Source organism: Xanthomarina sp. F1114 (genome assembly GCF_026410255.1).
Classification (GTDB): Bacteria; Bacteroidota; Bacteroidia; order Flavobacteriales; family Flavobacteriaceae; genus Xanthomarina.
In genome coordinates this window covers 162,691-183,486 of the sequence record NZ_JAPMLL010000009.1, presented here as the reverse complement: position 1 = coordinate 183,486, position 20,796 = coordinate 162,691, and the positions used below count along the sequence as shown (strand labels likewise).

Below are 20,796 nucleotides of genomic sequence, written 5' to 3'. Positions count from 1 at the left end.
AATGCTGTAGGATGTGCCGAAGAAAGCTTTACAACTGAAGTTCTAATTCCAGCATGTACAAGTTTAGTCAGTCCGTTTAATGGGGAAACAGATGTTTTGGTAAGTTCAGATATTACTTGGAATGCCATTGCAAACGCGACTGGTTATTTGGTGACTATCGGAACAAGTTCTGGAGCTTCAGATCTTGCAAATGGAGTAGATGTAGGAAACACAACCACTTATAATCCACCCACTGATTTTCCTGAAAACACCCAAATTTTTGTTAGCATCACAGCTTATAATTCAACCGGAAATGCTGTAGGTTGTTATCAAGAAAGCTTTACCACAGAAAACTTACAAATTATTGTGCCTAAATTTTTCACTCCAAACAACGATGGCTATAACGATGTTTGGCGTATTGAAGACCCGAAAAATGAAATTAAAAGTATTTATATTTTCGACAGATACGGAAAGCTATTAAGAAATCTAACTTCTGTTTCAGAAGTGTGGGATGGGACTTTTAAAAATAGAAACTTAAAAACAGACGATTATTGGTATCGTATTATATTGATGGACGGCAATGTAAAAACCGGACATTTTACCTTAAAACGTTAAGTCGGTAATTTAGGCCTTAAAAAACTCAGAAACTTATAATTTAATAGAAGACTTACAGCTTATTTTATGCTTTTTTCCAAAGCTTTAAGTTCTACGCCTAACTCGTTAAACATAGTTATAATACTGCTTAGTTTTAGTTCTTCTTCACTGTATTCTTGTGTGTTAATGCTACAGGTAAATTCCCATAATTCTAAAACTTCATCTATAGGAATGCTGTAATCGTGATACATTTTATTATCAGACATCAATAAAAGTGAGTTGTTAAAATCAATATTATTCATCACGCGTTTATAAACCATCCCATCGTTTAAAGTTAGTAGAACATAGGTTTTTCCTGTTTTTATTTCCTGTCTATCTTCGATAAACCGACCTATTACAAAAGAACCATCTTTCATAGGAAGCATGGAATCTCCCTTAATAGGAAACGCACGATGCTTTCCTGTAGGCAAAAACGGAAGTTTAATTTTTTGCAACTGCTCAATATATTCTGGATCGTCATAACCAGATAAATATCCAGCACTTGCTTTTACTGGCACAACCTCTATTAGGTTTTCGTTATCAGGATCTACCAAAATAGGAAACAATACACGCTGATTTCCTACTTCTATAAAAGATGAAGTCCCAGACTTTCTTAAATCGTTTCTAACTAAAATGTCTATTGGAATTTTTGCATAATCCGATAACTTAATAAGCTTGTCAATAGAAGGGAAGGAGCGACCTTCCTCATAGGCTCCAACCTGAGATTTTGACCAATCTAATACTGCAGCAAACTGAGCCTGAGATAAACCCTTCTGATTTCGAATGAATTGGATATTATTTTGAATAAACGACATAAAACTTAATTTTTGAGTCAGTAAGACTACAAATTTAAGCTAATTTTGTCACATGCAAAAGAATATTTTACATCTAGACTTAGATACTTTCTTTGTTTCCTGCGAAAGGCTCATAGATAGTCGGTTAAAAAACCGTCCGCTAATGGTTGGAGGTGTAGGAGACAGAGGTGTTGTGGCTGCTTGTAGTTATGAAACACGTATTTTTGGCGTACACTCTGGTATGTCCATGAAAGTGGCTAGAAGACTTTGTCCTGAAGCAGTAGTAATTAAAGGAAACGCCGGTATCTACACCAAATATTCTCAATTAGTAACAGAAATTATTAAAGAAAAAGTGCCTGTTTTTGAAAAAGCTAGTGTGGATGAGTTTTATGCAGATTTAACAGGTATGGACAAATTTTACGGTACTTATAAGTATGCTTCAGAATTGCGACAAGCTATTATTAAAGACACGGGGCTTCCTATTTCTTTTGGTTTATCTACAAATAAAATAGTTTCTAAAGTAGCTACAGGAGAAGCTAAACCAAATAATCAATTAAAAATAGATTCAGGTTTTGAGAAGCCATTTTTAGCACCTTTATCCATTCGGAAAATCCCTGCTGTTGGAGAAAAAACATATCAAATACTTAGAAATCTAGGTATAGATAAAGTTGAAATGGTTCAGCAAATGCCTGTAGAAATGATGCGAAGTGCTTTAGGTAAGCAAGGAGAAACTATTTGGAAAAGAGCTAACGGAATCGATAATCCGCCATTGATTCCTTATCACGAAAGAAAATCTATTTCTACAGAAAGAACTTTTAATAAAGATACCATCGATATCGCTTATTTGAGAACCATCATTTTTGCTATGGCAGAAAATTTGGCATTTCAATTAAGAAGAGCAGATAAATTAGCAAGCACCATAAGTGTAAAAATTAGATATTCAGATTTTAACACCTATAATAAACAGGTTAAAATAGCTTATTCTAGTGCCGATCATATTATTATTCCAACCGTATTAGAATTGTTTGAGAAGCTTTATAATAGAAGAGTTTTAGTAAGGTTGATTGGTGTAAAAATAAGCGATATTGTTAGTGGAAACTACCAGATAAACCTTTTTGATGATACCGAAAAAATGCTGGGCTTATATAAGGCTATGGATGGAATTCGAGGTAAGTATGGCGATTCCAGTATTATGAGAGCTTCTTCCATTGGTGCAAAAACTATAGGGAGATTTCAAAATCCGTTTAATGGCGAACCTCCAATTTTACTAGCACATAGAAAACAATAATGTATTTAAATTGTCACTCATATTATTCTCTTCGCTATGGCACATTCTCTGAAATTGAATTATTGGAATTGGCTAAAAACAACGGTATTTCAAGTTTAGCTTTAACAGATATCAACAATACATCTGCTTGCTTAAACTTTATTAAACAAGCCAAAAAACACAATATCAAACCATTAATAGGTGTGGATTTTAGAAATGGTGCCAAACAACAGTTTGTAGGAATTGCTAAAAATAATAGCGGATTTCAGGAGTTAAACAGTTTGCTTTCTCATCATTTAGAAAACAAAAAAGCTATAGCTAACAAAGCGCCAGAGTTTCAAAATGTGTTTATAATTTATCCGTTTGAACATGTTTTAGAACATGAAATTACTTCTTTTAATAAAAATGAGTTTATTGGTGTTTCAGTTGAAGAAATTAGAAAGCTCACGTTTTCAAAACTAAGAGAATTTACAGATAAATTAGTCATACAACAACCAGTTACCATCAGAAATAAAAAGGATTTTAATGCACACAGACTACTTAGAGCTATTGATAACAACTGCTTGTTGAGTAAACTTTCAAAGACTGAAGAATGTAATCCTACTGAAAAGATGCTTTCTAAAGAAAATCTATTAAAAGCATTTTCTGGGTTTCCAGATATGATAGAAAACACAGAGTATTTAATAGATCAATGCCAGGTTTATTTTGGTTTTGGCAATGAAAGAAAATCTCAAAACTTAAAGACTTATAAAGACAATTTAGAAGCCGACTTTAAATATCTAAAAGAGTTATGTTATGCAGGTTTACCAAACCGTTACAAAAATCCGAATGAGAAAGTTTACGAACGCTTAAACAGAGAATTAGAAACCATTAAATCTTTAGACTTTGTAAGCTTCTTTTTAATTAATTACAACATTATTTCTTATGCTAAACGTCAGGGGTATTTTCATGTAGGGCGTGGTAGTGGCGCCAATAGTATTGTGGCTTATATTATTGGAATTACAGACGTTGACCCAATTGAATTAGACTTGTATTTTGAAAGGTTTATAAACCCATATAGAGCTTCTCCTCCTGATTTTGATATCGATTTTTCTTGGAAAGATAGAGACGATGTTACGAATTATATTTTTAAAAGATTTAAAAATACAGCGCTTTTAGCCACATATAATACCTTTAAATTTAAAGCTGTTGTTAGAGAATTAGGAAAAGTATTTGGTTTACCAAAAGAGGACATAGATAAGTTAAGCAAAGGAAAATCTACAAATATCGCATTAGACGAAATAGGAAAACTAGTTCTAAAATACGGAGAATTAATTCAAGGATTTCCAAACTATTTAAGCGTGCATTCTGCTGGAATTTTAATTTTAGAAGAACCTATTCATAATTACTCAGCTACTTTTTTACCACCTAAGGGTTTCCCTACTGTACAATTTGATATGATGATAGCAGAAGAAGTAGGTATTTTTAAGTTTGATATTTTAGGACAAAGAGGCTTAGCCAAAATTAAAGAAGCCCTAGAAATTATAGCAGAAAACAGGCCAGAAGCTCCAGCAATAGATATTCATGATGTAGCGCGTTTTAAAAACGATAAAAACATTAATAAGCTTCTTAAAAGTGGCGGAGCTATTGGTGCTTATTATGTAGAATCTCCAGCTATGAGAGGCTTGATGATAAAATTACAAACTCAAGATTATTTAGGCTTAGTGGCCGCAAGTTCTATTATCCGTCCCGGTGTTTCTGGGTCAGGTATGAAAGAAGAATTTATAAAACGTCACCGATTTCCAGAACAGAGAGAAAATGCACATCCTATTTTAATGAAAATTATGCCAGAAACTTACGGCGTCATGGTCTATCAAGAAGATGTTTTAAAGGTGGCCAATCAGTTTGCCGACTTAACTCTGGGAGAAGCAGATGTTTTAAGAAGAGGAATGAGCGGAAAATACCGTTCTAAAGAAGAGTTTTTGGCTGTAGAACAAAAATTTATTACTAATTGTAGAAACAAAGGTTTTACCAACTCTCTAATTTTCGAGGTCTGGAACCAAATTAAGAGTTTTGCTGGCTATGCTTTTGCTAAAGGACATTCGGCGTCTTACGCTGTAGAAAGCTATCAAAGTCTATTTTTAAAGTGTTATTATCCCATAGAATTTATGGTTGCCGTACTTAATAATGGTGGCGGATTTTACAGTGCAGAACACTACTTACACGAAGCTAAAATGCAAGGAGCTCAAATTAAATTACCTTGCATTAATAACAGCGACCATCCAAATAGGGTAAAAGGGAAAGATATTTATCTTGGTCTAGGGTATTTAAAAAATCTGGAAACTTGGGTTATTCAGAGAGTATTAAGTGAAAGACAACTACATGGCAACTTTTTATCTTTAGAAGATTTTATAGATCGCATACAAATAAGTATAGAACAGCTGTCTATTTTAATAAGAATAGGTTGTTTTCAATTTACAAACAAGTCAAAAACAGAATTGTTATGGCAAGCCATTTTTAAGCTTCAAGCTAGTAAAACGCTTAATAAACAGCCTAAACTTTTTAAACCCAATCACAAACACTTTAAATTGCCAGAACTACCGGTTAATGCTATTGAAAACGCTTATGACGAGATGGAATTATTAGGTTTTCCTTTATGTGGATATTTTGAATTAATAGATGAAGTTATGGAGCGTGATATTTGTGCTAAAAACATGTCTCAGTATGCCAACAAAGAAGTTATTATTTATGGAAATCTGGTAACCACACGTTACAATACCACTTCGCAGGGAAAACGAATGCGTTTAAGTACGTTTGTTGATAAACATGGCGATTACTTTGATGCTGTTCACTTTACCGAAACCGTATATAACTATCCAATTAATGGCTTAGGAGTTTATAAATGTTTGGGAATTATAACAGAGAAATTTGGGTTTTGTAGCATGATTGTTTTAAAAAGTAGAAAAGTAAAGATAAAAGGAAACCCTAGAGCCGTATAATTATATTAAACGACTATAATTAGGTGAACTCTTTTAAACTTCAAAAGGAAGAAAGCTACTCTTAAAAAATAAACTTCGTATTAAAATTAGAAAAGTAAATCCCCATACCCCCAAATAATAGTGCCTATTAAACCTGTTATAGTGGAAGAGACAGAAATAAAATCGTGTAAAGTATCCTTTTCTTTAACTACGTCAAATTTTTCCCGCAACCCCAAATCAGTTTTAAACAAATTTTCAATTTCAGCTTTCTTTAAATTGGACAAAATAAATTGAATAGCTACAGAAACAAAACTCAGTACAGCTCCAGATCTTGCAAACCAAGTTTCTGTAGAGTTTAAGGACATAAATGCCGAAATAACGCAAAATATCACCCCAAATATTAAAAGTGCTACCGGAAGTCTGTAATTTTTTTTCTGTATTATCATTGTTCTCTCATTTTAATTCCTATCAAAGTTATAAAACTCAAACTAAGTCATTTTAATTTAAATTATTAAAAAACCAAGCTATAAGTGTTTCATTTTAACACAATTAAGTGTAAGTGTTTTTAAAAATCACTATATTTAAACCTCTCTTTTTTAATTAATAACACAATATCTCTTTTTGTTAAAGAATAGATATCTTAATTATCATTTAATATTATGTTTTATCAAATAGAGTTAGTTTTTAAAGTAATAAAACTCAAACATATTAGATATGGAAACTATTAAAATTAAAACAGGAGAACAGGTAAAAGTTGTGGTAAAAATTAGTTCAGATGCCAACGTAGGTTCTAATGTAAGTCTTAACGATGTGGTTATTAAAAAGAGTATTACCACAAACTTTACAGTACCGCTAGGAGTTATAGACGACATAGATAAAAGTACATTGTCCGTTGTATCTAACTTTTTTGTCCATAGTAAAATAGATGCTATAATAGAAACAACAATAGTTGAAATTACAGTTTCTTCAGAAACAACTTCTGTAAGTGTTTTAGCCGAAAAAGTCAAACTCAATGCCATGTTATTTATGGCTTTTGTAGTATTAAAACTAGAAAAAGCATAGGCTTATGAAAACAAAATTTATAACACTTATAATATGTTTCATGTTTGTTTTTGGGCAAGCCCAGCAAATAGACTTAAGTAAGTTTACTTTGTCCAACGGTTCTAGTCCTGCCTTTATTTTGGTGGGCGAAACACCTACAGAAATTTATACTCCTGTAAACCTAAAAGCGTTAACCTTACATGTGCAAGAGAATTTTGGTGAGAGTATTTCTATAGAAGCTACTCCGTACTTTTTAATAAATACAAAGCGAAAGGACCGAAGTTACCAGAAGTATATTGGGGTTTTAGAAGATCCTGATAGCGGCGCAATAGTTCAAAAGCCATTTAGCGGTCTTAATACCACAACCATTTCGTTTGCTTATGTAGACAAAGAGTTTTCGGGTTTAGAAAACGAGCATAAAACGTATTCTATAGGTTTACGAACCACAGTACTTAGATTCTACAATAAAGAAAAAGTACATGCAAATACTATAGGAATGGCAACTGCCTTATCTAACATTACAGTTCCAAATGCTATTTTAATACAAGGTGAAGAAGCTATTCAACACTATTATCAAGAACATCAGGATGAAATAAACGCACTTATAGAACCTTTTCAAAAACAAATAAAACCCTTATTCAGATTAGATGCTGCTATGGGTTATAGTGCTTTGTTTAAGGAGAATAAAACAAACTCTGGAACAGCAAATCGCTTAGGAATTTGGTTAACTGCCGAAACAAGCTTGATATTAAATGAAGGAAGCGACGCCAAAACTAACAACTATTTTAATCTTCTACTTACAGCACGTTATGTTGAAGACGGTTTTAATGCTTTGGCAAACAATTATTATACAATGTATTATAGAGATTTTGGTGGAAAGCTAGAATTTGAATTCGGTAAGTTGGGTTTTGGTTATGAATATATTGCGAGAAATGGAGAAATTAACAGCGAACGTTCGGTTGGAAGTATCCAATATACCATTACAAAAGACCTTAGTATATCTGGTGGATTTGGAAAGAATTTTGAAGGGCCTGATGGTGAAAACCTTCTGACTATTATTGGGATTAATTGGGGTATTAATACAGGAAACAATAAAGTAGGTCTCAATTAAAAATCTAGTTTTAAGTTGTCTGCAAACACAGTTAAAAAAAACAGTATTTTGGAATATTTAAAATTATCTGCTATTAAAGTTTCAGAAGTTATTTACTTCTAATTTCCTATACAATTCTAAAATGAAATAACTGAAATTTTAAATAAATCCTTATACTTTAGATGTTTTATTTATAACATTAATTAATTTCACTTATATTTGCTTTCTTCAATATGATGGTAACATTTTTATAGTAAAGATTCTATTTGTCAAAATTTTCTGATTCCTTTGTTTTAGATATTCCATATTATTCGCTCCTTAAAAGGAATTATATCAGTAAAATTTTATAAGTGTAAATAAGTATTTTGAAAAATGGAGATTAACTATAAGTTTGTAGTAATTATAGTATTGAAAATATTTTTTAAATTAAAACAGATCAAATGATTAAAAACTTAATAAATAAATTTTTAAAACCTAAAAGCGAAAATCAAATAAAAGAAGGTACTGTAAAATTTTTCAATAACTCTAAAGGCTTTGGTTTTATAATTTTAAAAGATTCAGAGGATGAAATTTTTGTTCATAAAAATGGACTAATAGACCGAATTCGTGAGAAGGATAACGTAACTTTTGACGTAGAGCAAACAGAAAAAGGACCAAGCGCTATAAACGTAAAAAAGGTTTAATTAACCAGAATAGAAATTAACTTAAAGCTGTCATTTATTGACGGCTTTTTATTTTATTATAACAAAGATATTGTAGTTCCTAAATTCCTTTAAAACAATTAAGTACTTCAATATAAGCACAACTTATAAAACTGTGATTATCTTTGTCGAAAATTATTAGATGTCAAAAACTTTTTCAGATTTAGGAATTAATAAGCAATTTGTAGATAGCTTATTAGAACTAGAAATATCAGTACCTACAGATATTCAACAAAAAACAATTCCAGCTTTACTAAATAAAAAGGAAGATATTGTTGCCTTAGCCAAAACAGGAACTGGTAAAACAGCTGCTTTTGGTCTACCCTTATTACAGTTAATAGATGAAAATTCGACAGATATTCAAGCTGTTATTTTAGCACCAACACGTGAGTTAGGACAACAGATTTATAACAACCTATTATCTTTTGCATCAAACAGTCCTGAGATTTCAATTGCAGCAATTTGTGGTGGCATACCAATTAAACCTCAAATAGAACGCTTGCAGACAACAACTCATATTGTGGTTGCTACACCTGGTCGTTTGGCCGATTTAGTAAGCCGAAATGCAATAAACATTAAAAACATCTCTTACTTTGTTTTAGATGAAGCCGATGAAATGGTAAGCGCATTAAAAGAAGGCTTAGATAGTATTATTAAAGAGATTCCAAAATCTAGGAGAACCTTACTTTTTACTGCTACAATGCCAGGAACCGTAAAGCAGCTAATTCAGAATTATATGTCAAAGCATGTCATTCAGATTGAAGCAGATATGAAAACGGTAGGACATCAAGGAATCGATCATCAATACGTGGTTGTAGAACCTATTGAAAAACTAGACGTATTACTTCATTTTCTTAATTCTAAAGAAGGAGAAAGAGGTATTATTTTTTGTAAAACAAAAGCAGCTGTTAATAAATTAGCTAAAAAATTGGCCATTAATAAGTTTTCTTCTGGCGCACTTCACGGAAGTTTAACTCAAGGAATTCGCGATCGTATAATGGGGCAGTTTAGAGAAGGATATATTGATATTTTGGTAGCAACAGACTTAGCTGCTCGTGGAATTGATGTTAAAGAAATATCTTATGTGGTAAACTATCACTTACCGGATACTTACGATGCTTATGTACATAGAAGCGGACGTACAGCCAGAGCAGGAGCTAAAGGACTTTCTCTAACTATTTTACAGCAAGAAGAGGTTGAAGATATTGCAGATTTTGAACAGGAATTAGGAATTACTTTTAAACAATTTCAAAAAGCCGATGAGCAAAGTATTGAAGAGAATAATGGTTTAATTTGGGCAAGAAAGATATTTAAAACCAAACCCAATCGAGAGCTTTCTGAAGCGTATAAAGCAAAAATTAAAACTATATTTCATCATTTAACCAAAGAAGAATTAGTCGAAAAAATTATAGCCGATTATTTCTCTCAAACTAATATTGGTAACCCAAAAGCTGAGAAAGCAAAAAAGAAGTAGTTCTTATGGCAAATAACATTAAAGATCAGCAAGATATTCTGGATAAACTGAATATCCATGAGCTAAACCCCATGCAAAAGGAAGCCATTCCAATTATTGAAACAACAACAAATACGGTTTTGCTCTCTCCAACTGGATCTGGAAAAACATTGGCTTTTTTGTTACCATTAATAAAGGGGCTAAAAGTGGACTGCTCGGACGTACAAGCGCTTATTTTGGTTCCTTCCAGAGAGTTGGCTATTCAAATAGAACAGGTGGCTCGAGATATGGGTTCAGGATTTAAAGTAAATGCGGTTTATGGTGGCAGACCCATGTCTAAAGATAAAATTGAAATTAAACATGTACCCGCTATTTTGATTGGAACACCTGGAAGAATTTTAGACCATTTTAATAGCGAAAGGTTCTCTTTAACAAATATTAAAACACTTGTTTTAGATGAGTTTGACAAGTCGTTAGAAGTAGGTTTCGAGCAAGAAATGAAAACTATAATTAGTCAATTACCTGCTTTAAATAAACGTATTTTAACTTCTGCAACTCAAGGAGTTGAAGTTCCCGGCTTTGTAAGATTGAACAAGCCAACAATTATTAATTATTTAGACAAACAAGTAAAGTCGAAACTAACTATAAAACAGGTTGTGTCTCCCACCAATAGTAAGTTTCAAACCTTATTAAAATTACTTCAGCACCTTGGAAATCAACAGGGAATTGTGTTCTGTAATGTTAGAGACAATATAAATTTAGTTAGTAGATATTTAGAAAAAAATCATATAAGTCATAGTTGTTTTTCAGGAGGAATGGAGCAAAAAGATAGAGAACGCTCTTTAATTAAATTTAGAAATGGAACTAGTCAGATTTTATTAGCTACAGATTTAGCCGCCAGAGGCATAGATATCCCTGAAATGAACTTTATAATTCATTATGAGCTTCCTTATGCTTATGAAGAATTTACACATAGAAATGGAAGAACAGCTAGAGTAAACGCTAAAGGAACCGCTTATGTTATAAAATGGGAAAAAGAAACTCTACCTGATTTTATTGGTTCTCCTAAAATTGTAAACATTAATAAAAAAGCTCCGGTTGAACCACAATATTGGGAGACTTTATTTATATCTGGTGGAAGAAAAGATAAAATCTCTAAAGGAGATATTGCTGGTTTATTTTTTAAAGAAGGAGGTTTAACTAAAGACCAATTAGGAATTATTGAATTAAAACAGGACTGTGCTTTTGTAGCTGTCCCACTTAGTATTGCTAGTGCTTTATCCGATAAATTGAATAACAGTAGATTGAAAAAGAAAAAGGTTCGTGTATCTGTTCTTTAAGCCAGTATATATTTAATTTTATATTTATGTAATTCGTGTCATTTTTACATGTACTTTTGCGCCCTCAAAAAAAATGATATGAAGCGCATTAATGAATACAAGAAACTCTTTGGAGTAGAAAACGAGGTTGAACTTAAGACTTTAAAAAAGAGTTACCGTAATTTGGTTAAAGAATGGCATCCGGATAAATTCCAAAATGGAGATGCACGGCAAGAGGAAGCCGAAATTAATAGTCGTAAGATTATTGATGGTTACCATTTTTTAGTAAGTATTGCGCCTGAAACTATTGAAGCAAATTTAGAAGCTTATACTGAAACAATTACCAACTCGGGGATTGCAGATTATACTCATAAAGGCTTATTATTAGAGATTACCTTTGTCGATGGTTCTACATACGAATATTTTGGGGTAACAAAACCAATCTATATTAAAATGATTAATAGCGATAAGGTAAACCGCTTTGCTAAACGTAATATCTATTCTAATTATACATATAGAAAAACAAAAAGAGTAGTAGAGGAAGCCTAAGCTAAAGAATTATAGTTTTGCAACTACAAATTTCATATATATTTAAAAGTTATTGAGTTAGCTGCCCAAAAATTGGCGTTTAACTCAATAACTTATTTTTTTAATTTTTCTTCGGTTTTCTAACTCTGAAAAAAGCTATAATTCCCACAATAATTACAACGGCTGTTAGAATATAAATAAATTTAGGCACAGGAATTGGATCTCCAGCAGCATAACTGTGCAAACCGGTTAGATAGTAATTCACCCCAAAAGAAGTCATTATAATAGATCCAAATGCCAAAACACTTGCTATATTGAGTGTATAACGACTTTTAAGTGCTGGAACAAATCGTAAATGCAGTACAATGGCATAAATAATTATTGAAATCAGAGCCCAGGTTTCTTTCGGGTCCCAAGCCCAATAACGCCCCCAAGACTCATTGGCCCAAACACCTCCTAAAAAGGTTCCTATGGTTAAAACAAATAGTCCAATAGTCATAGAAATCTCATTAATATAAGTAAGTTCTTTTACTCTAATATCAATTTTACTCGCGTTACTTTCTGTTTTTATAATCATTAAAATTAATGCCATAAATCCTAAAACAGCCGATAAAGCTAGAGGTGCATAACTACTAACAATGGTAGCTACATGGACTTTTAACCAAAAGGATGATTTTAGTACTGGCATTAAATTAGTAATTTCAGGATTTAACCAATCTAAATAACTAACAAAGAGTAAGGATCCTGAAAATAAGGTGGCTAAAGGCAAAGAGAAATCAGATTTTCTAAAAGTTAGCAATCCACAGAGCATTAATACCCAAGCCACAAAAACCATCATTTCATAACCGTTACTCCATGGTGGGTGTTGACCTATATACCAACGTAGAAGAATATTTCCTGTAAAAAACAAAAAACTTATTAAAGTAACTATCACAAGAATATTCCAAAAGACATTTACAAATCGGTTGTTTACAAATATTTTTGAAAGTGCTAATATTAACATGATTAAGCCCACAGTAAAAAACACTTGGAATAACCAGAAATTAAGGTTCATTTGGTTATACCATATCTCAGCTTCAATTCTTTGGTTGCTTGGAATTATTTCTGCTCCTAATGTGCTTTGGTATGTGTCTATATAAGAGAGTTTATCTGTAGCACCTGCCCAGTTTTTTTCTGCAATATCTTTAAAATAGGTTCTAGTTATATTTTGTACAAATTGGCCGTCTTCTAATGGAAAGTCTTTAAAATGATGATTATAACTAAACCACTTATTGTTTTCGGCTAAGCTATTTGGAAAAATAGTTAAATAGTTTCCAGAGAAAATATTGAATAAGATATTGAAGCGTTCATCAACTTTAATAACTTCTTTATCAAACTCATTCTGTTCAGCAGGTTTCTTTGCGTGAGCTTCTTCGGCCATTTTAGCTAACACATAATCTCCTTCTGGATTAATTAAATGATCGAAGGAGATATAACCATCTTCCGTAATTTTAAGAGGTTTAAAATAATCACCTCCTTTGATGGCTTCTATTTTTATAACTGGTATTTTCTGCCAAGCGCCTGGAGAAACATGCATTGCTAAAAATACCTGATCAGCATTTAAGGTTATTATTTTTCCATCTTCGGTTTTATACTTGAAGGTTGTTTTTCCATATATTTTTCTAAGAAACTCTGAAGCTAAGGTGTTAATGGGTTTAATTCTCCCATCCATATCCTGAACTAAGATGCGCCCAAATAAATCTGAATGCTGCTTATCAATAACTTCGTTTAAAACTAAATCTGTTACAGAAGGTACAGAGTCCTTTTGCATTGGAGATTGAGCAAATACACCCACAGAGCTCAAAAATGCAATGATTATAATAGGAGCTTGCTGTTTTATTTTCTTAAGCTTTTTAGTAATTGTTGTAAATCTGGTTCTTTTTCCAAAAAGAGTAAAGAACATTCCAATTGCCATTAAAAGATAACCAATATAAGTTGTTACTGTCCCTAATACATCATGATTTACAGCCAATAAAGTCCCTTTTTCATCTGTGTCGTAACTAGCTTGATAAAAACGAAACCCACCGTAATCCAAAACATTATTCATATAAATACGGAAAGGCATTTGAGTTTCACCATCTATTACCATTACTTCACTTGCGTATGACGACGGACTTTCTGAGCCAGGATAGCGCTCTAATTGAAAATCGTTTAACTTTACAGAAAACGGAATTTCAATGGGTTTAGCACCGTAAGAAAAACTCAGATGAATATTGTCAATGGTAGTTTCGTGGGTGGTTGGTAAAAAACCTTTTCTATATAGAAGCATGACTTCTTCAGTTTTATCGCCAACCTTCACATTTAAGACCACAGCATCATCCTTAGTTGGATCGTTGTCTTTTGGTTTTTCCGAAGTACTAACTATTTCCATACTAGCACGTTCATGATAGGATAAAGGAACAAAAGATAAATCGCCATGTCTGTATAAAGTTCTAAGCGACATGGTTTGAAGAGAGTCTGCTTTCAATACGCCTGCTTTTTGATCTGCCATAACAAAGAAATCGAGTGGGTGAGGTGCCCAAATTTTGAATTCTCCATGTTCTTCTGTAATGTTGATTATGCCTTCCTCTTTAGCTTCAAAACCAACTTTGTGTTTTTGTGGACCTATAATTTCGACTTCACCTTTATATAAAAAAAGAGTTTCTCTTCCATTTCCAGAAGTAACAACCATTTGTAGTAATGGAGAGCCTTTTTCTAAATCTTCAACAATTTCAGGGAGGGCATCTGCTACAAATTCTTTTAAAGATATTTCAATAGGAAGATCTTCTATATCTGTATTAAGTGTAAAACTATTATCGTTTAGAGGTGAAAACTCTTTCTTTTTTTGAAGATGTCTTGTTTTATTTCCATTAGATATATGGACTTGTAAATAGTTTTTATCTGAAATTATTGTATTAGAACTTTGTCCTTCTCTAATACGCATAATTCCTCCATAAGAATCATACCGTGTAATTCCCGCTCCAATAATAACAATAATAAAAGCAAGGTGGAAAAGTAGTACGGCCCATTTTTCTTTTCGCCATAAGTTATATTTAAATGTGTTGGCCAAGAAACAAAGAGCAAGCCCAACCATAACCAGCTCGAACCATAGGGCATCATAAATTTTTATCCAGGCAGTATCTGTACCATAATCATTTTCCATAAAAGTTGCGGTAGCCATGGCCACCGCAAATATTAAGAGTAAAAGTAAGGCTAAAATTGAAGATGAAAAGAAGCGATATATAAATTTCATAGAGAGGAATCTGACTTAAATAAGGCGTTAAAAGAATTTTACAGTTTGTTCGACACTAGGTTAATTGGCGTTTACCACTTTTTTAGAACCCATTTTTGCTTCCCGGGCTTTTGCCTCTTCTAACCATTTTGGCAAAACATTGGCTTTAAACTGTTCTTTTTCTTGCTCAAGTTTTTCCATATCAAGTCCAATGTATTTTTGTGCTTTTGCTTTGGTCGAAATATCTGGCATAGTTACAGGTTCGTTATGTCCTAAAGTAGCTAAAAGTCTTGCTAACATAACGCGTGCTTCTTGCGCTTCTGCAAGTCCGCTACCAAGTACACGACCTATTTCTACGGGAGAGTGAAATGACGCACCGTGAGAAGCTGCAGAATAATCCCATCGCCATTGTGCATGACGAATACTCATAAGAATATCTTTCATTTGCTCTTCAGTTGCACCCAATTCCCATGCTTTTCCTGCCTCAATATGTGCTTTTACCAAAACATCTTCTAATTTGATTCTGTTTTCGTTAGCTTTCTTCTGTCTGTCGTATACATTAGTAATGAGTTTATCGGTTTCTTCTCTATGACATACCTGACAAGAATTAGCAACATTATTTAAAGGTGATTGTAAATGGTGATCGGTAAATTTTTGTCCCCCTTCACTTTTATATGGCATGTGGCAATCTGCACAAGAAACCCCGCGATCTGCATGAACTCCTGTTAAGAAAATCTCATAATCTGGATGTTGTGCTTTTAACATGGGTGCTTTACTAATGGCATGCGTCCAGTCTGAAAATTCAATATCATCATAATATTTTTCCATGTCCTCAAAAGCAAATCCATTTTCCCACGGAAAGGTTAGGTAGTTGGTACCTTCATGACCAGGTTTGTTTTTATTAAAATAATATTCAACGTGACACTGAGCACATACTAAAGAGCGCATTTCTTGGTGGGTAGACTGATTGATATCTTTCCCCATAGCTTGAAATGCCTCAACTAAGGCTGGTCTTGTAACACGTAATTTCATAGTATTTGGATCGTGACAATCTGCACAACCAATAGGGTTTACAACCTCAGAAACATTTTCTGCCCACGTACCGGCATAGAATTCTCCAACACCATGCTCGTCCATCAATCGTGGTACATCTGGACCTTTACACGTCCAACAAGTTGCTGGCATGGGACCATCCTCTTTATTTTCAGGAGCAGCAGAACGAAGAGTGTTATGTAGATCTTCTATAGCATAATAGTGACCACGACCTTGATTGTAATCTTTAGAAAACGCATATCCTGCCCAAAGCACTACCATTCTTGGGTCCTCTTCAAGCATATCAACAGTTGCCGATCCGCCTTGATAAGAACGGAAGGTTGTATCTGCCGTTTGCATATAAGATTGATATTCTCTTGGGTAGTTTTTCCCCCATTCTTCATTTCTTGGCTCATTTTCACCAATTTCTACATTAGGCACATATTTATATTTGGCCTCACTTTTCCTATTAATAATACTAGATGCAAGAAGTCCTAATAAAAAGACAACTACAATTGTTACGACGAAGAGAACTTTATTTTTCATATTTATTGAGGTTTATTGTGCTTCCATTTCTTTTGCTAACCACTCTGGTACTACCATTTCATCTTGATCTGTTGGTAGGGGAGCGATATTATATTTTACTGTCGATAAGCCATGTATACGTCCATGAGGTACTTCTTGATGACAAGACCAACAAGCTCTTTCTGTGCGATTTTCTTTATGATTATCAAGCCATCCATCATATTTGACTTCTGTTACTTGCTGTATATGACATCTAATACAATTGTTTTGAACTACTTCCTCGGAAGCCTCACGCATAGAAATAACATCTGGTTCGGCTCTAGCCGTAAAGACTGCTGAGTGATACAAACCGTCTTTTGCTTTAAAATAATAAGAATTAAAAATATTGTCTTGAGGTACGTGACATCCATTACAAGAAACCCATTCTCTATGAGAGCTGTGCATCCAACTATTGTAAACAGGAGTCATAACATGACAGTTAACACAGGCTTGAGGGTTGTCTGACAAATAAGACACCACTTCAGCTTCTCTCATTAAGAAGAAACCGATACCCATGACACAGGCAATTGCAAAAACTGCAAAGGTGCGCCAAGAAGAACCTTTTTCTGGAAGTATTTTTAAGTTAAACTTCATAAACCAATGAATTATACTATAAAAATATAGAATAGAACTTTAACTAAAGGTGAGAAAAGTCATACTTTAGAAAAAAATCAAAATTTTAATATAGATTAGCAGTAAATAAAGTCTAGCATAATTTGTTTAAATTCAATTTATTTTAAACGCAATACATTGATGATTAGAGTTTTATGCGAAATAAAAACTATGAATAACAACTAATAATTGTTGATTTATAATAGTTTGGAATCGTTCTAAAATACTTGTTTTGTGTTTTTTGATGCTAAAACCATGCAATTGTTCTAAAAACGGAGATAAAGAACGGTCTGTAGCAAAAAACTCTCTTAACTTAGTGAGTAGAATATTTATTTCTATTAATTTTATGGTTTTATATATTTTCTATTTGAGAGATAATAGTAAATTAATTAACGATCAAGTTTAGATACCTTGACTAAACTATATGAATCTATTAAAAGCAAAATTGCATGAATATTACAGCTGCATATACAGACCTCTATCAACTAACTATGTCTCAAGTCTATTTTGGGACAAAACCCGATGGGAAAGCAGTTTTTGATTATTATTTTAGAAACAATCCTTTTAATAGTGGCTATTCAATTTTTGCTGGATTGGAGGATATTTTAGATTTTCTGGAAACTCTGGAGTTTACGGCTTCAGATATGGCATACTTGGAACAGCATGGTTTTAAAAAAGACTTCTTAGATTATTTAAAAAACTTTCGTTTTCAAGGAACTATTTATTCATGTAAAGAAGGAGATGTTGTTTTTCCTAATCGTCCTATTTTGCAAGTAGAAGCTAATATTATCGAAGCGCAGATAATAGAGACTCTTCTATTAAATATTCTTAATTTCCAAACCTTAATTGCTACAAAAGCTAGTCGAATAAGATACAGTGCAAAAAACGCTATTCTATTAGATATGGGCTTACGTCGTGCTCATGCCACTGGCGGATATTATGCATCGAGAGCTGCTGCAATAGGCGGCTTCGATAGCACCAGTAATGTAAAGGCTGCAGAAGATTATAATATGCCTTCCTCCGGAACTATGGCGCATTCTTTTATACAAAGTTATGAAGATGAATTAGAAGCATTTCGCGATTTTGCAAGATGGCGTCCTAAAAACTGTGTGCTTTTAGTAGATACCTATAATACGCTTAGAAGCGGACTTCCAAATGCTATAACAGTAGCTAAAGAGATGGAAAGTAGAGGGGAACAGTTATTGGGAGTTAGATTAGACAGTGGAGATTTATCCTATTTATCCAAAAAAACACGAAAAATATTAGACGAAGCCAATTTGGAATATGTAAAAATTGTAGCTTCTAATCAATTGGATGAATATGTGATAAAAAGTTTGAAAGAACAAGGAGCATCTATTGATATTTTTGGTGTTGGAACAAATTTAGTCACAGGAAAACCAGATGCAGCCTTGGATGGGGTTTATAAATTATCGGAATTTAATGGCGAACCAAGAATCAAACTTTCCGAAAACATTATCAAAGTTTCTCTTCCTTTTAAAAAACAAGTGTATAGAATGTTAGATAAAAACGGAATGTTTTATGGTGCAGATGCCATAGCAGGTTTTACTGAAGAAAACGTGACGAATATGGAGCATCCATTCGACTCTAGAAAAAGTCTAAATCTCGATCGTTTTACACATGAACCTTTGTTGGAAAAGGTTATGGAAAATGGAAAGCGAATAAATTCTCCACGAACGGTATCGGAAATTGCTGCCTACTCGAAATCTCGTTTAGAAAAACTTCCTGAAGAATATAAGCGTTTTCAAAACCCACATATATACAAAATTGGTCTGAGTACACAACTAAAGCTAGAACGAGACAAGTTAGTCCAAAAACATAGATTCTAAAGTTATTAATATGAAAACACTTCTTATAATTGATGTTCAAAACGACTTTATGCCTGGTGGTTCATTAGCTGTTCCTGAAGGAGATAAAATTGTTCCTATTATCAATAAAATGCAACATAAATTCGACTTGGTAATAGCTTCTCAAGATTGGCATCCAAAAGACCATATTAGTTTTGCCTCAAATCATCAAGGAAAGTCTACGTTTGATGAGATAGAGCTTCATGGAAAACCACAAACCTTATGGCCAGATCATTGTGTCCAAGGTACGGAAGGTGCTAAGTTTCATCCAAATCTTGACACCAAAAAATGGGAAGCCATTTTTAGAAAAGGAACCGACAAAGAAATAGACAGCTATAGCGCTTTTTATGATAATGGCCATTTAAAATCCACTGGATTAATAGGGTATTTAAAAGAAAAAGGAACGACACAACTTTTTCTATGTGGGCTTGCGGCAGATATCTGCGTGTATTTTTCTACTTATGATGCCTTTAAAGAAGGTTTTGCATGTTTTTTTATAGAAGACGCCTCACAACCTTTAAATTCTGAAGGTTTTATAGAATTAAAAAAGAAGATGACATATTTGGGAATTCAAGTTATTACTTCTGATGAAATTTAAAATATATTTTCAACAGAATCAGACTTACTCATAGTAACATATAACTTGATTAAATAAAGCATTCTGTCTTCAAGATTATTTTTAGTATATTTACTTCTAAGTAGTTTATAATCAATAAAATAAACGTTATGAGTAATTATCCTTTAGTTAATTTTCATTTTCGAGTAGATTGGGGTGGAACTAGAATTGGTTTTTCTGAAGTATCTGGACTTTCAGTAGAACACGAAATTATTGAGTATAGAGATGGAATTTCGACAGATTACAATACCATTAAGATGCCTGGAATGCGTAAGTATTCGAATATCATATTTAAACGAGGTACATTTAGACGTGATAATGACTTTTTTAGTTGGATGAACTCCTTTTCACTGGGGCATATTGAAAGACGCGATATCACTATTGCCTTGCTGAACGAAGAACACGAACCGGTAATGGTTTGGAAAGTTAAAAATTCTTGGCCTATTTCTTTAAAGTATACAGAACTTAATGCCATGAAAAGTGAAATACTGATTGAAAGATTGGAGATAACTCATGAAGGGTTTAATGTCAACGATGTATAAATTCATGAATTTGCCAAGATCCACATATCCACCACTTAATATGCATTTTGCTGTTGAATTTGATTATAAGGAACTTAGGGATGATAAAAACTTTCAATCTGTTCAAGGCCTAAAAGTTAGAGTTTGTGAAAACGAGAATAAAAAAGGTACTTATGTCAAATTTGATAATATTGTTTTAAAACGAGCGTATCAACCGGAATCTCATCTTGTAAAATGGTGTATGGATGCCATCAATAATTCTAAAATTAAACCCGTTAATTTAACTGTAAAACTCTTAAACGCAAATCATGAGATTCTGAGTGCGTGGAATATAGAAAAAGCAGTTCCAGTTGCTTGGGGCGTTGACGAACTACACGCCCAAGACACTAAAATATTAATTGAAACTATAGAACTTTCATACCTGAGCTTTAAAGTGTTAACAACTAAAAGAAACGTCAAACCTCCCATTCGGAAAAAGTAAATATGCTATCAAAGTACGGTTTCTAAAACGATCTTTATAACTACTAGAATAACCCGTTTTCTTCCCAGATATAATTAAACACAATCCCGCAAA

General features: G+C 33.0%; 18 protein-coding genes. 13 read left to right on the top strand and 5 right to left on the bottom strand.

Features of this window, described 5'->3' with window-relative positions; translation table 11 throughout:
- On the top strand, positions 1-594 hold a 594-nt coding region (locus OS188_RS09305; protein ID WP_267148558.1), incomplete at its 5' end, for a T9SS type B sorting domain-containing protein.
- Between the two features lie 59 nt (positions 595-653).
- Here OS188_RS09305 and OS188_RS09300 read toward each other — a convergent pair.
- Positions 654-1,427 (bottom strand): XRE family transcriptional regulator, encoded by a 774-nt coding sequence (locus OS188_RS09300; protein ID WP_267148557.1) that lies wholly within the window; start codon positions 1,425-1,427, stop codon positions 654-656.
- A gap of 52 nt (positions 1,428-1,479) precedes the next feature.
- Here OS188_RS09300 and dinB point away from each other — a divergent pair, with 52 nt between their 5' ends.
- Both dinB and OS188_RS09290 read left to right on the top strand, forming a co-directional pair.
- Entirely contained in the window at positions 1,480-2,694 is a 1,215-nt protein-coding gene (gene dinB, locus OS188_RS09295; RefSeq protein WP_267148556.1) for a DNA polymerase IV, read from the top strand.
- Positions 2,694-5,651, top strand: a complete 2,958-nt coding sequence (locus OS188_RS09290; RefSeq protein ID WP_267148555.1) for a DNA polymerase III subunit alpha — start codon at positions 2,694-2,696, stop codon at positions 5,649-5,651. The genes dinB and OS188_RS09290 overlap by 1 nt, the downstream gene beginning before the upstream one ends.
- An 86-nt stretch (positions 5,652-5,737) precedes the next feature.
- Here the strand turns inward: OS188_RS09290 and OS188_RS09285 are convergent, their stop codons facing one another.
- Entirely contained in the window at positions 5,738-6,076 is a 339-nt protein-coding gene (locus OS188_RS09285; RefSeq protein ID WP_267148554.1) for a hypothetical protein, read from the bottom strand.
- Positions 6,077-6,344: 268 nt separating this feature from the next.
- On the opposite strand from OS188_RS09285, the gene OS188_RS09280 reads away from it, so the two are divergent.
- The 6 genes from OS188_RS09280 (at position 6,345) to OS188_RS09255 (ending at position 11,783) form a co-directional block, all read left to right on the top strand.
- Positions 6,345-6,692 carry a hypothetical protein gene (locus OS188_RS09280; RefSeq protein ID WP_267148553.1) on the top strand — a complete coding sequence of 116 codons (348 nt, stop codon included), beginning with the start codon at positions 6,345-6,347 and terminating at the stop codon, positions 6,690-6,692.
- A 4-nt stretch (positions 6,693-6,696) separates the two neighbouring features.
- Positions 6,697-7,782, top strand: coding sequence for a hypothetical protein (locus OS188_RS09275; protein WP_267148552.1), 1,086 nt, complete (start codon positions 6,697-6,699; stop codon positions 7,780-7,782).
- Between the two features lie 419 nt (positions 7,783-8,201).
- Positions 8,202-8,444 (top strand): cold-shock protein, encoded by a 243-nt coding sequence (locus OS188_RS09270; protein WP_323370452.1) that lies wholly within the window; start codon positions 8,202-8,204, stop codon positions 8,442-8,444.
- A gap of 160 nt (positions 8,445-8,604) precedes the next feature.
- A complete protein-coding gene (locus tag OS188_RS09265) occupies positions 8,605-9,936 on the top strand; it encodes a DEAD/DEAH box helicase (RefSeq protein WP_267148551.1) in 1,332 nt (443 codons plus the stop codon).
- Positions 9,937-9,941: 5 nt separating this feature from the next.
- Entirely contained in the window at positions 9,942-11,255 is a 1,314-nt protein-coding gene (locus OS188_RS09260) for a DEAD/DEAH box helicase (RefSeq protein WP_267148550.1), read from the top strand.
- Between the two features lie 78 nt (positions 11,256-11,333).
- The gene (locus tag OS188_RS09255) at positions 11,334-11,783 is read left to right on the top strand and encodes a KTSC domain-containing protein (protein WP_267148549.1); all 450 of its coding nucleotides are present in this window, start codon (positions 11,334-11,336) and stop codon (positions 11,781-11,783) included.
- Between the two features lie 100 nt (positions 11,784-11,883).
- Here OS188_RS09255 and OS188_RS09250 read toward each other — a convergent pair whose 3' ends face one another.
- From OS188_RS09250 to nrfH, 3 genes are read right to left on the bottom strand one after another with little or no spacing between them, the layout of a single operon-like run.
- Positions 11,884-15,033: a cytochrome c biogenesis protein gene (locus tag OS188_RS09250; protein ID WP_267148548.1), complete on the bottom strand. Its 3,150-nt coding sequence runs from the start codon at positions 15,031-15,033 to the stop codon at positions 11,884-11,886.
- Positions 15,034-15,093: 60 nt separating this feature from the next.
- On the bottom strand, positions 15,094-16,590 hold the full coding sequence (gene nrfA / locus OS188_RS09245) for an ammonia-forming cytochrome c nitrite reductase (protein ID WP_267148547.1): 1,497 nt from the start codon (positions 16,588-16,590) through the stop codon (positions 15,094-15,096).
- 12 nt (positions 16,591-16,602) lie between these two features.
- Positions 16,603-17,202 (bottom strand): cytochrome c nitrite reductase small subunit, encoded by a 600-nt coding sequence (gene nrfH, locus OS188_RS09240; RefSeq protein WP_267148546.1) that lies wholly within the window; start codon positions 17,200-17,202, stop codon positions 16,603-16,605.
- A gap of 467 nt (positions 17,203-17,669) precedes the next feature.
- Between nrfH and OS188_RS09235 the strand changes: the two genes are divergently transcribed.
- The 4 genes from OS188_RS09235 (at position 17,670) to OS188_RS09220 (ending at position 20,703) form a co-directional block, all read left to right on the top strand.
- Positions 17,670-19,067 (top strand): nicotinate phosphoribosyltransferase, encoded by a 1,398-nt coding sequence (locus OS188_RS09235; protein WP_267148545.1) that lies wholly within the window; start codon positions 17,670-17,672, stop codon positions 19,065-19,067.
- Positions 19,068-19,077: 10 nt separating this feature from the next.
- Complete coding sequence (pncA, locus tag OS188_RS09230; RefSeq protein ID WP_267148544.1) at positions 19,078-19,683, top strand: bifunctional nicotinamidase/pyrazinamidase; 606 nt, start codon at positions 19,078-19,080, stop codon at positions 19,681-19,683.
- A 128-nt stretch (positions 19,684-19,811) separates the two neighbouring features.
- Positions 19,812-20,243: a phage tail protein gene (locus OS188_RS09225; RefSeq protein ID WP_267148543.1), complete on the top strand. Its 432-nt coding sequence runs from the start codon at positions 19,812-19,814 to the stop codon at positions 20,241-20,243.
- 4 nt (positions 20,244-20,247) lie between these two features.
- Positions 20,248-20,703, top strand: a complete 456-nt coding sequence (locus OS188_RS09220) for a phage tail protein (RefSeq protein WP_267148542.1) — start codon at positions 20,248-20,250, stop codon at positions 20,701-20,703.
- Positions 20,704-20,796 lie beyond the last annotated feature (93 nt).